General features: G+C 35.0%; 15 protein-coding genes. 4 read left to right on the top strand and 11 right to left on the bottom strand.

The annotated features are described in order from the left end of the window. The first annotated feature begins 2 nt into the window (after positions 1-2). The 3 genes from BCR24_RS06795 to BCR24_RS06785 are packed head-to-tail and all read left to right on the top strand — an operon-like array spanning position 3 to position 3272. The gene (locus BCR24_RS06795) at positions 3-935 is read left to right on the top strand and encodes an ABC transporter ATP-binding protein (protein ID WP_069639803.1); all 933 of its coding nucleotides are present in this window, start codon (positions 3-5) and stop codon (positions 933-935) included. Between the two features lie 14 nt (positions 936-949). After that, a complete protein-coding gene (locus BCR24_RS06790; protein ID WP_069639802.1) occupies positions 950-2098 on the top strand; it encodes an ABC transporter permease in 1149 nt (382 codons plus the stop codon). After that, on the top strand, positions 2085-3272 hold the full coding sequence (locus BCR24_RS06785) for an ABC transporter permease (protein WP_069639801.1): 1188 nt from the start codon (positions 2085-2087) through the stop codon (positions 3270-3272). Before BCR24_RS06790 ends, BCR24_RS06785 begins: the two co-directional genes overlap by 14 nt. A 52-nt stretch (positions 3273-3324) precedes the next feature. On the opposite strand, the gene BCR24_RS06780 is transcribed toward BCR24_RS06785, so the two are convergent. After that, on the bottom strand, positions 3325-3681 hold the full coding sequence (locus tag BCR24_RS06780; protein WP_069639800.1) for a DUF1827 family protein: 357 nt from the start codon (positions 3679-3681) through the stop codon (positions 3325-3327). A gap of 150 nt (positions 3682-3831) precedes the next feature. On the opposite strand from BCR24_RS06780, the gene BCR24_RS06775 reads away from it, so the two are divergent. Continuing rightward, the gene (locus BCR24_RS06775; RefSeq protein ID WP_069639799.1) at positions 3832-4590 is read left to right on the top strand and encodes a MerR family transcriptional regulator; all 759 of its coding nucleotides are present in this window, start codon (positions 3832-3834) and stop codon (positions 4588-4590) included. Between the two features lie 127 nt (positions 4591-4717). On the opposite strand, the gene BCR24_RS06770 is transcribed toward BCR24_RS06775, so the two are convergent. The 10 genes from BCR24_RS06770 to BCR24_RS06725 form a co-directional block, all read right to left on the bottom strand. Next, complete coding sequence (locus BCR24_RS06770) at positions 4718-5365, bottom strand: hypothetical protein (RefSeq protein ID WP_204638581.1); 648 nt, start codon at positions 5363-5365, stop codon at positions 4718-4720. A gap of 100 nt (positions 5366-5465) precedes the next feature. Next, entirely contained in the window at positions 5466-6317 is an 852-nt protein-coding gene (locus tag BCR24_RS06765; protein WP_069639798.1) for an HAD-IIB family hydrolase, read from the bottom strand. Between the two features lie 339 nt (positions 6318-6656). Further along, the gene (locus BCR24_RS06760) at positions 6657-7394 is read right to left on the bottom strand and encodes a hypothetical protein (protein ID WP_069639797.1); all 738 of its coding nucleotides are present in this window, start codon (positions 7392-7394) and stop codon (positions 6657-6659) included. After that, complete coding sequence (locus tag BCR24_RS06755; protein ID WP_069639796.1) at positions 7394-8362, bottom strand: DUF5067 domain-containing protein; 969 nt, start codon at positions 8360-8362, stop codon at positions 7394-7396. Before BCR24_RS06755 ends, BCR24_RS06760 begins: the two co-directional genes overlap by 1 nt. Positions 8363-8402: 40 nt before the next feature. Then, entirely contained in the window at positions 8403-10973 is a 2571-nt protein-coding gene (locus BCR24_RS06750; protein ID WP_069639795.1) for a YfhO family protein, read from the bottom strand. A 28-nt stretch (positions 10974-11001) separates the two neighbouring features. After that, positions 11002-11673, bottom strand: a complete 672-nt coding sequence (gene lepB, locus BCR24_RS06745; protein WP_069639794.1) for a signal peptidase I — start codon at positions 11671-11673, stop codon at positions 11002-11004. A gap of 39 nt (positions 11674-11712) precedes the next feature. Then, the gene (gene lepB, locus BCR24_RS06740) at positions 11713-12468 is read right to left on the bottom strand and encodes a signal peptidase I (protein WP_083244338.1); all 756 of its coding nucleotides are present in this window, start codon (positions 12466-12468) and stop codon (positions 11713-11715) included. Between the two features lie 16 nt (positions 12469-12484). Further along, complete coding sequence (locus BCR24_RS06735; protein ID WP_239574064.1) at positions 12485-13150, bottom strand: hypothetical protein; 666 nt, start codon at positions 13148-13150, stop codon at positions 12485-12487. 20 nt (positions 13151-13170) lie between these two features. Then, on the bottom strand, positions 13171-14220 hold the full coding sequence (locus tag BCR24_RS06730) for a WxLIP family cell surface protein (RefSeq protein WP_069639792.1): 1050 nt from the start codon (positions 14218-14220) through the stop codon (positions 13171-13173). Positions 14221-14299: 79 nt separating this feature from the next. Further along, the gene (locus BCR24_RS06725) at positions 14300-15100 is read right to left on the bottom strand and encodes a WxL domain-containing protein (protein ID WP_069639791.1); all 801 of its coding nucleotides are present in this window, start codon (positions 15098-15100) and stop codon (positions 14300-14302) included. Positions 15101-15108 lie beyond the last annotated feature (8 nt).

Below are 15108 nucleotides of genomic sequence, written 5' to 3'. Positions count from 1 at the left end.
ATATGATAATCGAAATAAATGATCTTGTAAAAAGGTATGGAAAATTAACCGCCCTAAATCACTTTAACCTAAAAGTAAAGCAAGGGGATATATTAGGCCTGCTTGGTCCTAATGGTTGCGGGAAATCAACCGCAATCAACTGTATACTTTCATTGCTATCTTACGACAAAGGTGACATCAAACTCTTTGGAGAAAAGATGTCTCCAACTCGATACGATATCAAAAAAAGAATCGGCATCGTCCCACAAGAAGTGGCTGTTTTTGACGAGTTGACTGTAATTGAGAATATCGATTATTATTGTGGACTATATATTACCGATAAAAAAACTAGAAAACAGTATATTACAGAAGTTATTGCACTAGTTGGTCTGGAAGATTTTATCACCTTTCTCCCTTCGAAATTAAGTGGTGGCTTAAAACGCAGGCTGAATATTGCCTGTGGCATCGTGCATAAACCTGAACTTATTTTTTTGGATGAACCCACAGTAGCAGTCGATCCTCAAAGCCGAAATAAAATTTTAGACAGTATCAAAGAACTGAACCGTCAGGGTGCCACAATCGTCTATACAACCCACTATATGGAAGAAGTCGAACAATTATGCAATAACATCGTAATCGTCGAAAAAGGACAAGTGATAGCAGAAGGCACTAAAGAACAGTTAAAAAGTATGATCAAGGTCAACGAAAAAATTGTGATCGAAATCCCTGATTTTCCTACAGCGGTAAAAGAAAAATTATTACAGCTTCCAGGTATTATCGAGATTACGTATGACAACGTTTTTGCAACCTTGAATACAGAAGAAAATAAAGCAGTGTTTGCTCAAGTACTGCACTTACTAGAAGAAAATCAAATTTCATTTGGTAACTTTTATACCCAACAACCAACTCTTAATGACGTCTTTTTAGAAATAACTGGCAGAGAATTAAGAGATTAGAAAGGAGCCATCCTGTGTTTTGGCATTTATATCATTATCGTTTAAAGATTCAAGCAAAAAATAAAGTGCTACTATTTTGGTCACTCATCTTCCCGCTACTCTTAGGCCTTTTTTTTACTGCGGCATTTAGTAACTTAGATACATTGAATACAGTGAAAAAAATCCCTGTTGGAATTGTCATTAGTGATAATAACGATTCTCAAAATACGGAATTTTTTATCAAAACAGTCGAAGAAATCAAATCGAATGATCAAAAAATGTTTGCGTCAGTCGTATTATCAAAAGAAACAGCTGCTCAGCACTTACTTGATGAAAAAATAGCTGGTTACTATACTTTGTCAGCTGAAAATCTCTCGCTGACAATCAATAAACAATCAATTCAACAAAATGTTTTGAACTCATTTATGAATCAATTTATTCAAAGTAAATCAATATTAAGCACCTTAGAAAAAGAAAACCCTGCGCTCTTAGCTTCATCAATTACAGAAAAAATAGGTCAAACCAATAATTATATTTCAGTAAAAAATGCAACAGCTTCAAAAGGAAGCCAAAAAAGCTTCTTCTTCTTTACCTTGATTGGCATGAGTTGTATGTTCGGTATGTTCTGGGGGATCATTACCGCCAATGATGAGCAAGCTAACCAATCTGCTAATGGCATTCGCATTAGTATGACTCCAAAAAACAAACTGTTTATTGTCCTAACTAACTTAGCTTCTTCCTTTACCATATTTGTCACTGAATTGTTTTTTATCCTAGGATTCAGTCATTTCGTTTACGGAGTAGATTTTGGTGACCGCTGGCTTTTGATTTTACTGACTTGTTCGCTAACAGCTGTTACCGCCATCTCATTAGGTGTTTTGTTCGGTAATCTTTTAAAAGTGCCACTCAATCAAAAAATTTCACTTGCAGTAACTTTTCAAATGACCTGTAGCTTTTTAGCTGGTATGATGTCTCCAGATATCAAACTTTTAGTCAATCAACATCTGCCTTGGTTAAATGCTATTAACCCAGTAAACCTTGTTAGTGAGGCGTTATATAAGCTTTATTATTATCAAAATATTGACAGCTTCTACAATAATATTCTCAACCTAAGCATACTGACAGCAGTCTTTATCACACTTAGTGTTATTTATGAAAGGAGAGTGCAATATGTCAGTCTTTAAGGCTACGTTTAGTATTATGAAAAAGAACTTAGGTACTCTGGTTCTTGCATTGGCGATCAGTTTAGGAATATCATTTGCTTATTCAAGTTCTTTTTCAACAGATTCTAAGGAAACTGAACTTGCTAAAATGAATGTTGTCATTTTCAATAAAGATCAAGGTAGTATAGCGAAACAATTAGAAAACTACCTAAATGAAACGATGAATGTCGTCTCATTAAAAGATACGCAAGAAACGATCGATGACGCTTTATTTTTTGGAAAAGTTGATTATGTCCTGACAATTCCAAAAACATTCTCTCACTCGCTCAAGCAAGGCCAATTATCAGATTTGATGATTCAAGTTAAACCAGATAACTTCAGTCAGGTTTATGTAGATTCAGTCATTAATAATTACCTATCAACATATCAATTTTATCAAGAAGCCTTTCCTGAAAAATCTGAGACAGACCTTATAAAATTGACTACAAAAAATGTTAAAACTGCTGGAAAAATCAACTTTGACTCTTCTTATAATCAATTGAAAAAGAATCGGGCTTCAAGTAAAGTGTTTGGTGTACTAGCCTATACGATGTTTATGACTATTTTTAGTGCGATTACGCTAGTAAGTTTAGCCTTCAACCGAAAAGAGATCAAGCAGCGAAACAACTGCTCTCCTTTTTCAAAACGAAAGTTTTCACGGCAACAGTTTCTTGTACAATTTGGATTTTGTTTGGTCATCTGGGTACTATTTGTCAGTCTCGTACTGTTTGTTACAAAGAGTAGTTTTGATTATTACACCTTTTACTTTATTTTGAATACGCTCCTATTATTTATCTTAGCGGTCTCTTTCAGTAACCTCATTGGCGGAATCATTGGCAATCCAGATATGGTTTCTGGGATCAATAACGTATTTATTTTAGGGAGTGCTTTTGTCAGTGGCATATTTGTGCCTGCTGAGATTTTACCGGATATCGTAACGAAAATAGCTTCTTTTACCCCAAGTTATTGGTATATGAGGAACTGTACCTTGATTGGAAATACTAGCCAATTCAATAATGATTTTCGTACAAGCTTTCTATTCAATTCGCTTATTCTGATTATTTTTGCCTTCATCTTTTTCCTACTAGCAATGATAACAAGAAAAGAGCAACTTAATTTGAAGCTTGCTTTGAAAAAAACAACTACTGAAAATTAAAAATGACTCCTTGTAGAGCGCTGTGTGTTAAGCTTTCTACAGGGAGTCTTTTTTATGATGGATCAACCGTCTTCTGGATGACAATGATATCTTTTCTAGGAGCACTAAAAGTATAGCCTTTTTTCTGCATTTCATTTTTAATACCAATATGAACAGTCACCGCTTCTCTAGTCGTATTCAGCAGTTTTTTGATGACATAATCCACTTCATTTTTAGTAATTTTCTTTTTAGTATTGATCATGATGATATCGATCTTATCAAATGCATCGGCATAGACAATCTGAGTTCGATCTAATGCATACAATTTAAAAAATTTAATCGCTTTGGACCCAAAAACAAATTTTGTGATGTTAGGATAAAAATACTCTAAATCTAAATTCTTCTTGATTGGTGTTTCAATTAGTTTCATTTGCTCACTTCCTTTTTTATCTTGATCACTTTACATAAAATTTTACTCTTTCATGCGTACTTTGTAAATCTAAAATTATGTATCGTTAAAAAAAACTTGACCTTCACGTTAAGTAAAGGTTTATGCTAGATTCATACAGGAGGGAAACAGATGGAATACACAATAAAAAAAATAGCTGAACTATCTGGAATCAGCACTCGCACGTTGCGTTATTATGATGAGATCGATCTACTAAAACCAGCTCGTATCAATTCTTCTGGTTATCGTATCTACGGCAAAAAAGAAGTCGATAAGCTGCAGCAGATTCTTTTTTACCGATCGTTAGAGATAAAACTAGAAGAGATTCAAAAAATACTGGCCGCACCCGACTATGATCCTAAACACGCACTACAGGTTCATCATCAGCAATTATTGGATAAGCGTCGACAACTCGATCATCTGATCCTGACTGTAGAAAAAACACTACGTTATCAAAAAGGAGAAATAAGCATGACTGACAACGAAAAATTTGTAGGTTTCAAGCAAGAAAAACTACAAGAAAATGAACAAACCCATGGGAAGGAAATCCGAGAGAAGTATGGTGAAAATACAGTGACAGCGTCTAATCAAAAATGGTTAAATTTAAGCGAAGATGATTTCATTGGTATGGAAATAGCTGAAAAAGAACTTATTATTGCTTTAAAAATCGTGATGGAAACGAAAAATTATGGCACTCAAGAAGCGGAGACTGTTTTCTTGAAACATAAAGAATGGCTGAATTATACATCACCAAGCTATTCGCCTGAAATGCATCGAGGTCTAGGTCAGATGTATGTGGAAGACGAACGGTTCGCGACTTATTATAATGAACGAGCAGGCGCACAAGCTGCAGAAACCTTAAATAAAATCATTCAGCACTTTGTGAAATAGCCCCGTTGGTTTGTCTTGTAAAAGCAAAAAAAGTGTTTGGGACTCCCAAGCACTTTTTTTGCTTTATCTTGATCAATCAAACTCACTATTCCATCTACCTATAAGCTACTCAATTAGGATATCGCTATCAAGGTGTTCCAGAAAAATAAACGAGAATTCCTATTATCGCTAAAACAATAAACATTGTGATTGCAGATTTGATTCTTCTTTTATTTCGTTTCATTATGAAATTAGTATTCTTTAGCATTTCCTTCTTATAGTTATCTGAGTGCTTGATTTGTGTAATATCATAATAAAAAAAATGTAATGGCTGTTCCAACATTTTTTCATCGAATTCCAATTCATCAGTAAACCCAACTAATAATGTATATTGTCTAATCTTCGATGGAAAATTTCTGGCATTTTTCTTTTTTAGTTTAACAAACGACTCTTGACCGTTCAGAAAGTAATATGCCTGATCATCTTCCTGAATTTCGATTGCTTCTATTTTGTGAAATTCTGTTGGTAATTGTGCTTTGATCTGTTGAAAATATGTTTCAAAAGCGTCCGCACGTAAAAAACGCAGTAAATAAAAGGCTAAGCCAGCCTCGATAAAAAATAATACAACCAACAACCATCGAACAATCGATTCAGATAAAACAAGACCCGTTGATGTCACTAGCATCACCGCAAGCAGAATGAAAAAATACTTTTGATAATTTTTCATATATAGCTGTTTAATCCCTGATTGATAATACTCTAAATCATGTTCAATATTCTCTTTTGTTTCTTTCATTACTACTCCCCCAAGTATAAATCTATTTACTAATTAGTTTGCACCCTTTTATTTTATTACAAAAAAGTTGACTCGTCATTATTTAATAGAACAGACTGTTTTACTTAATGATGTCATTAAAAATAAATTGCCCAACACCACCGTCTAAACAGTCTCCAACAACATGCTGACATTGTTGTTTAACGATTTCTTTAGCATTTCCAACAGCCACTGGGACGTCAACAACGTCTAACATGGCTAGATCATTTTCACCATCGCCTATGCCGTAACTTCGCGCATTCGGGTAATTTGTCATAAATTCTTTGATTGCATTCCCTTTGCTACTTTTTGTATCCACAACTTCCAAACATTGAGTAAATGAAGAAAAAACATCGACTGATTCACCACGTAACAACTCACGTAATTTTTCATGTTCTTGATCACTAGCTTCCATCAATTCAATTTTCATCACTTTCAGTTCTGGGTGTTCCATTAAATGATGAAGCGGATCTTCTACATGTTGACATTGTTCTTTAAAAAAGGCTTCTTTAAAATCCATGATCTGTTTTCCAGTTTCTCCCATAGATTCAAGCTTTTCTCTTAGCGCTAAGATATTCGTTGTGTAGTTTTCAACATCTTTTAAAATAATTCCTTCATTTGTATGAATATGATAAAAAATGTTTCGTGCTTCTAAAATAGTTAGTACCTGCTCACATACACTTAATGGTAAACAGTGATTATATTCAACAGGCTCACCGACCAACTTGCGACCACCACCGTTACTAAAGATAACATCACATTCGCTGTCTAATTCAACCATCAATTCTGACAACTGTGCATACCCTCTTCCACTGATAAAAACAAAATGATCTCCCTGTCTTTGTAGGGCATAAATTGCATCATAATTGATTTGTGGTACTTCACCACCGAGATCCTGAAATGTTCCGTCTATATCACAAAAAACAACATTCATCTGTTAAACTCCTTTTTCTTATCGGCCTATTTCTTTTGATTATTCTGTAATAGGAGGCCTTTTTATTTCAACTATATGAGTATATCATAATTTATCTTTCATTTTTTAAATTTATGGATCCTCACCTTCAAAAATGCATTGGTAAATTGTTTGCTGCCTAAAGTGCGCCTGTACAAGTAACGAATCAAAATCAGTTACTTGTACAGGCGCACTTCGTTACGTATTCATAAAATTCTTTGTTTTATAATGGTTTAAGCACTGCTTATTATAATTTCCCTAGCAAACATACTACCATTTTGTTAACGTGAGGTTGGTACAGAAAGAGTTGTTTTGATTCGTTTATTCTGTATAGTCAACGATTGTTGCATAAATTTCCTTTAATTCCTTATTGCTGTCAAACCCACCTAATAATTCTTGTGACACTTTTTTCTTCTCCACAGCTTCTTTATCATTACTGTAAATAACAGCTTTTGCCGCAATTGGACGCTTATCGATTTCCTGATAATCTGTTTTAAAATTTTTAATGGCACGTTTGGTTTTTTCTTCTGAAAGATCAATCATTGCGGCACTTTTAGCTAATAACTCATCAAAATTATCTTTAGGATAAGTCACTTTTTCGCCATAGGTCGTCATAGAAAAGCTTTGAGCATTTAAACGAACTTCTTGTTGCTCTTTATTATAGGTATATTTTAAGTCAACTAAGGCAAAAACTCTTAGTTCTTCCCCTTCATTCAAGGGAAAGTAGGCGCGTATTTTCAGCTCATCGCCAGTAGCATACATTGTATATTCTGGCTCGCCAGTTTGCATCCCTTCAGTGGCAACCTCTTCTTTCAGTAACACTTTCACTTGCGACATAAGTTTTGGACTGTTCACTTTGAATTTATTTTCTAATAAATCTGTCGCTTCTTTTTCCGTTATTTTAGGATAATCAAAAGTTCCAAAAGGCTTTTCTCTTTTATTGTGCCATAATAATTGTTGATGTTCGACCTCGGTTTCGGTTGTCTGTTTTTTTGCGAAACAACCGCTGATACTTAGAAAACAAACAATTGTTACAAACAGAAGAACGGTTTTCTTCATTATTCTTCCCCCGCTTTCTCGCTGGTACTGAGTACCGCAATAGGGACATCATCGGCCGTTTTAAACGTCTCTTTATTCGGTATCAATAAAACATCACTGTCATCTTTCAACTCGTATAAAGAAACACCCTCAAGTGAATTACCAGCAGGAATTTCTTTCGTTTTTTGCTCGATCAATTTGGGAATATCTAAAATCGAATTATCATTTGCTAGTTTTCCTTCCACTAACTGTTTTCCGTTTTGTGTTGCTTGAATCAGTGAATCCCATTTATCTGCTTTTATTGCTTGATCTTTTGTTTTATTCACGACTGTATATCTAAGTGCTAAGAGTTTCTGCCCAGTCTCCCCAGTCACATTCATCACACCTGTCAGGGTTAAAGAAAAATCATCATTTTGAAAAACAATTTCATCTTCTGTTTCAGACTCAGCACCATTATCTTTTTTTTCTTTAACAGAACGAGCTGAGTCATCGATGATTTCTGCTCGTTTTTCATAATTACCATCTTTTGCTGAATAATAATTCAATTGCACCATTCCGTGCGCCGTTTCAATATAATACAAATGCAACCAAGATTCACGTTTATCGAATGTTGTATCTAAGGTATACTTATAGCCTTTATATTTGCCAACATTAAATTCTTTCATAAAAATATCTGCTTCATCTTTGTAATTATATTGCTTTTTCAACTCTTTTCTAATTCGATTGCCAAAATCTGTTAAATCCATCGATTCTTTTCTTTCAGCCATCACAACTAAGGTTGAATTACTTTTTGTATCTTTTGCACCAAAAATTGCTTCATTACTGTATGTTACTTTGTAGTCTAACGATTTTTCCCACGTACTTGGTAATTGAAAGGTATACTCGATTCCTTTGCCCTCGAATGATTCCTTTTTTTTCGATAATTTTGCAGAACAACCACTAATAAAAATCAGTAGCACTAGAATTAAATACAGCTTTTTTTTATGCATCATATGCTCCTTTTCTTTTTAAAAGATACTCTTTGCACTGTTACGTTTTCCTATCCTCTTTCGTTAACCACCAGTTGAAAAATATAAAAAGAATGAGACAACTAATCAATAAACTAAACCCTATTTTAAAACCCTGAGGCAAAAAAACAAATTTGATCGTATGTGCTCCTTTAGGTACAGGTAAAGCTAAAAACGCATCTTTAAATGTTGGGATTTCAACTTTTTTGCCATCAATATACGCACTCCAGCCTTTATCATAAGGAATCGTTGTCAACACGACTTGCTCTTTAGCTAAATTTACATTGGCTTCCGCCGTTCTACCCTTCGTTTCAAAAGAGACCCCTTGCTTTTGAATCGTTCGAATCGAGTCTTCAAATACCTCAACATTCATAAACATAGCGGTCGGTTTAACTAAATGAACGACACCTTCACCAGTAAAACTAACTTCTACTTCGATTTTTTCGGCCTTTTCATAATACCCTAAATTATAATACTGCCCATTTTCTTCAAGACCTGAGCGCTGTTCAATTCCGTTTACCTTCGTGATTGCTTCAACCTCCATTCCTCTGCCATACAAACTTAGATAGGCTTGTGAATGTGCGGGAACATCAATTGAGTAGGTCAGTTTTCGTAATTTATTTGGAACTGTTTTTGAGTAGAAGAGGACGGAGCCTTGATCTTCGATTTGAACATTTTCCTCTTTGATCATTTCAGCTTCTGAGAAATAAAATAATGGTTCTTTTTGATTAGACAAATAGGCAATCAGCTCTGACTGATTTTTCACGGCATCTTTCTTGTAAATTCCTTGATCTGTTAAAATTCCTAAAGGAAGCGCCAAACGATTTTCATATAATTTATGTTTACCTGCAGTCTCTTTGAGCTCATATCCATATTTTTTTGGATCATTTTCAGAAATATTATATTTTATCCCCAACAAAGCATCCATTACTAACGTATTATTTGCGTATTGTATCGTTAAATTCGTACCATTAGATCGAAAACCTAATTCATTTAAATACATAGAAGAATGACGATTTCGAATAGATGAAAACATTGATACCCCGCTATAACCATAAAGAAAACTTTCATTTCTAGAAATACTGTTCAAATTTGCCAAACGATATAAGGTACTATTTTCTTCCTTGGTCGTTGCCACTAATTGTTGGACATCTTGATAGTCACGATCAAATGCAACTCGATCAGGATAATGCCATTCAGCGTTAATTCCTGTTACCATTCGCTGTGTGTTAAACGTTATTTCACCCAGAAAAACGAGAAATAATAACACCCACCAGATGGTCATTTTTTGCTGCCATTTATGACTGACTAACCAAATTGAAAGATAAACTAATAGTAAAATCACCGTAGTAGCAATCGTTGTTTTATCTAAAAAATCATATCTTTTACGATTAGCCAAAAAAATAATCGCAAGATATAACAAAATCAGCCCAAGAACAATATTGACCAGTCGATTGGTATCTTCCCTCGTTACTTTTTCCAAACCAAAGCCTGCTAATAATAAGCCTAAAAAGGAAAAAAGAAAGCTAAAGCGAAATAAAAACATATTTGGCGAATGAAAACCATGCCAAAATAAATTCAGCGGTTCAATATAGACACTTGCAATCAATAATAGAAACAAACTGCCATAAATAAGTTTATTCTTCAAGGGAAATTTAGGGCTCACAAAGTAAAAGAGACAAAAAATCAAGCCTAATAGACCAAAATAAAGAAATGGCGAGCTGCCAAATTTGCTTGTATCATAAACTCCCACCATTGTTTTCGCCGGAAGATCCCAAATATCAGTTCCTTTTGTAAAAAAATCCTGTATCTTAGTTAGACTTTCTCCGTTATTTTTTAAATCCAATAGCGTAGGTAAAATAGTCACCATTGAGGCACCACCTGCTAACAGTGAAGTGGTTAAATAGGGCAGCAGACTTTTTTTATACTTGGCTGGATCAATTAAAAAGCGACAAATAACGTAGAGAAATGAAAATACTCCGATCATAAAAGCCATATAAAAATTAGATAAAAATAATAACAAATAGCTAATAAATAAAACAGCAGGTCTTTTTTTGTCCATCAAACGATGAATACCTAAAATCACTAATGGCAGATAGATCAACCCATCTAGCCACATTTGTTGAGGTGAATACGCAACAGCAAATCCGCTTAATGCATAACTAATACTTAGCATCAGTTTGACCCATTGAGGCACTTTGAACGTTTGATCACTCATGATCCAAAAGGTCCCGCCGATCGCACCGAATTTTAGTAAGATAATTAGATAAAGTGCATCTGGCACTTGACTATTATCAAAAAAATAAATCAACGGACTAAAAATACCATTTAAGTAGTAAGCCATAAATGACCAATAATTTAATCCTAAAGAACCATGCCATGAATAAAAGAAGCTTTGTTTTCCATGAAGCGTATTATTTAAACTCGCAAAAAAATTAGACGTTTGCGACAAAGCATCACTGGCTAAAATAGTTTTTTCACTTCCCGGATAAATACCTAGAAGTGCATAGACAAAACACATGATTCCTATAGGCAAAAAAATGCTCAATAAAAAAGCCCAGCCTTTTTGTTTCATCCAATTCATTCTTCTCATATAGTCGTTCCTCCTATAAATTCAAAATTCACTTCACTTCTCCTATCTTATTCAACGGAAAATAGCGATACGTCACAACACCTTCCACTTGTTTTTCAGTGATCAAGCCCATTGTGCGGCTATCCTTTGAAGCACTCCGATTATCCCCTAAGACAAAATAACTGCCTTCAGGAATTTTGTGAATATCTCTTAATTCTTGGAAAATTTCTTCACTGACAATAACTTTTAATGTGCTATCTGGTAGCTCTTCTGCCGGCATTGGACTAGCCGTATTTAACACTCCTTTACCAGCTTTTTGAGGTCTAAGATAAATCGCGTTTGCCTCTGCCCATAATTGATCTCCAGGAAGACCAATCACTCGTTTTACGTAACTAGTTTCATCGGGGATTTCTGGATCAAAAGTAATCAGTTCATACCGTTCAGGTAGGCGACCTTTTCGAACAATAATACGATCATTATTTTCCAATGTAGGTAACATCGAAGAACCAGACACTTGATGAGTGCTATTTTGCCATAAAAAGACCAAACAGCAGCCAAAAAACAGTAAAAAGATCATATCTCTACTTTTGAGTGTCTTTCTCATTCTTTGGCTTTGTTCATTCAGTTTCTGGCTTCTTTTTTCTTTTGAATAATAGCGGTGTTTCTTTTTCGTTGAATGGCCATTTTTGGCTGTCGAGACTTGTTTCTGATATGTAGACACCGATTGCCCTCCTACTATGTAGTGATTCCCTACTGTTTTTTAAAATTGAGTCATATGATGAAATGGTGTTATTCTTGCTTTTACCACACCTAAGATGTCTTTTTTTTCGATCCAGCCAAATTGACGACTATCTGCCGCATAATGGCGATTATCACCTAAAACGAAATAACTCTCTTTTGGCAATAGTGTTGAACCTGTTAATCCAGCTAAAGTAAAATCCTCGGTTAAACGTCGTTTTTCTTGTGCGGCTTCACTGATTTCTTTTTTTAAAAACCGTTCTACAACTGGTGCTTTATTGATCATCAATTCATCGTTTACATACGCTATCTCTTCGCCTGGTAAACCAATCACTCGCCTAATCATTACTTGTTTTGTTTCAGGATTTTTAAAATAGACGAGATCAAAGCGCTTGATTGCGCTACGTTTGCTGACAAATAAGCGATCTCCATCATCTAATGTCGTAGTCATACCATAACCGTCGACTTTTGGCATACTGAAAAATACCCATTGTAGAGCAAAAAAAAGAAGGATGAGGAGAAAAAAGCTGACACCGATTTCTTTATAAAATTGGTGTCTTTGTTTTCTCTTTTTTTTTAGAGTCCTTTTTATTTTTTTCGATTTAAGTGATTTTGATTGAACCTTTCTATTTTTTTTAGCTGATTCTTTTTTTCCTTGATTTAAGTGTGCCGCCTTCTGCTTACTTTGATTTTTATGCAGCTTTTGACGACTGATACCTTTGCTCTTTTGCTTGTTGCTTACTACAGCCTTTTTAGAAGTTTTATTTGTCTGTTTCATCTTGATCTTGAGTCTCCTAATTTTTCTGTTTTAGTGCCGACTCGTTGACTTTAAAGTACTTGAAAACTGCTTTTTGCCGTTCATTTATTCGTTCGATATCTTTTAAATAGCCATCGATCGTCTCTTGTTTTTCTAATTGCTCTTGGCTTAAAGTAGACAGATTTAACCCAACATTTTTCATAGATACATAATAACGAGTTAATAATTTTGCCCCTTCTGTTGACAAACCACCTGATACTGGACGATTCCCGTACGAGACTAATAGAGCACTTACTTCTTGGAATTGCGGATAAACTTTTTCAGCACTGCCGCCTGCTTTGACTGTTTCCATCTGTTTTTTTAGATCTTCTGTTAACAGATACCCCTGAACAACAACTTTTGCATCTTCTGACGTTAGATTGGTCAACTGATAATATCGTGCATAAAAGGCGCTGCCTGCCGTAATGAGCATCACAACGAATAAAAGAAAAACATTCGTAAGATAACGTTTTCGTCTTTTTTCCAATGATTTTCTTACATGTAACCATTTTTTTCGTTTTTCTTTATTTTTAGGACGTTTACGCCACTGCTTCTTTTTTAATTCTTTCGTGATCGAAAAGAAGTAAAATAGACAAAAAATCAGAAGTAGTAAACAAAGTATTGCAAAAGAAAGTAAACCAATAAAAAACCAATCTAATACCATCACTTTTTTGATCTCCTTTCTTACTTACGCTTTTTCTTCCCTCTCTTTTTGGGTTTCTTCTTCTTATTAAGGGTACGAACAATAAAGAAAATAGCTAAGAAAGCAATGAAAACGCCACCTACGATCATGGCGATCAATTTCCAATCGATCCCTCTTTCTTGGATCAAGGTAACATCTTGCGCATTATATTTATCTGCCTCTTCATTTGTGATTTTGAATTCTTTATCCCACGTCCAGTTTTGTTCACCACTCGTGACAACGATGTGCGCTTTGTAATCTCCAGCTTCCATCTGATCGCCATTCATCGCTAGCGGAAAATCAATCATCGAATTGGGTGCCATCCGCATATCTGCTCGTTTGATATCATATAAAACAGCTTCTGACCCCTTTTTTGTAACTTCCATTTCAACGGTCATATTATTGACAAAATCAGCACTTATATTGGAAAAATTAGCAAAAATACTATTACGATAATTGGATAAACCAGCATAAACCGTATTCAGCTTCAGCTCTGGTTTTACCGCAGTATCTGATTCACTTAACACCATACCGATAACAAAAGCATACTCATTGATAACGCCTGTTGCTTTTTTATTTTCTTCTTCTTCTTTTTTGGTAGGCTTAGATTTCAAGTGAATGCCACCAACAATTTTCCCCTCATAACTCGCTTCTGGCATCGTTATTTCCATTTTTAGCGGTTGTGTTTCTTTTGGGGCTAAGGTTATTTCTTTGGGGCCTTTTACCAAATCTTTAAAATCGTATTTCAAAGATTTGTCATTTTTTATTGCGCTGGGTCCAAATTCCAAAACACCATTAGAGTTTGTTTTAGCACCATTCAACCCAACTTCGATCGTTTGTTCTTCATCTGCACGATTTGTCAATAGAACTTCTACCGTCTGTTTTTGCCCCGGTTGCATAAGTAAATTAAAATACTCGAAAGCACCTTGCTGATTTTCTGGTTTTACCGTTTCATATGTAAACTGTAGATTCGCATATACGGGTGTAGAAAATCCAATAAGTGCTACTATGTATAGACTTAAAAGTAGTCCTAAGCTGATTCTTTTTTTCATCTGATTGATTTATCCTTTCTTATTCCATCAATAAATAGTTCACCAGTTTTACAACTGGCGAACCTATTTAAATTGTGTTTTATGGTTTTGGTGTTGCTTCAAGTGTCCAAGTGATTTTAGCCACATATTTACCATTCATGATTTCTTCTGCTTGGTTCGCTGGAAGATCTAATTTAACAGACTCTTCTGGTTTTTGAGTAGCATCTTCTGCGTCACCAAAGTAAACAGCGTAACGACCGCGCCCTTTATTTTCTTCTTGGTTTTTGAAGATTAATTCTGATCCAGTTTCGTTAACAGTAGTCGCTCTGTTAAGACCAGTAGATGAAGGTTTTAACGCTTCATTATCTTTATCCGCTACTAAGTTTGCATTACCATAAGTGATTTGAGCCCCTTTGATATTTCTGATTTTTCCTTTTGCAGTATCGTTAAATTGGAAGTTTTGAGAAATAACAGCTTTTAATTCATACCCATGGTCGTCTACTTGACGATCATCTTTAAATTGTACCCAGTTTGCACGACCATCGACTTTATCTGTCGCACCGCTTGTGTTCGCATTTGCTGTCGTTGGTTTCGCCCATGAAGTAACGGCTCCAGTTGTTGCTGATTGAGAGTTAAAGACTAGTTTAGACATTCCTTGTACTAAAAATGGTCCATCTAACAATGCTGTACTATCTGTATCAACTGTTGATTGACTAGTATAGTTTGGTGGCACAACCCCTGTAGTATCATACGTGCCGTATGTTTTACTTGTGAATTCAATTTCTCCTTCTCCAACTCCTGGTGCGGCTGGATCTGCTGCTTTTGTTACTCCTGGTGCTGTAGCTGCTACTGCGATTGCTGCTAGTAACGCTGTACCAGCTAGTTTGTGTGTTAATTTCATTTGTATTT

The sequence above is a fragment of the Enterococcus ureilyticus genome (assembly GCF_001730315.1).
Classification (GTDB): domain Bacteria; phylum Bacillota; class Bacilli; order Lactobacillales; family Enterococcaceae; genus Enterococcus_L; species Enterococcus_L ureilyticus.
This window is presented reverse-complemented; position numbering and strand designations above follow the sequence as displayed.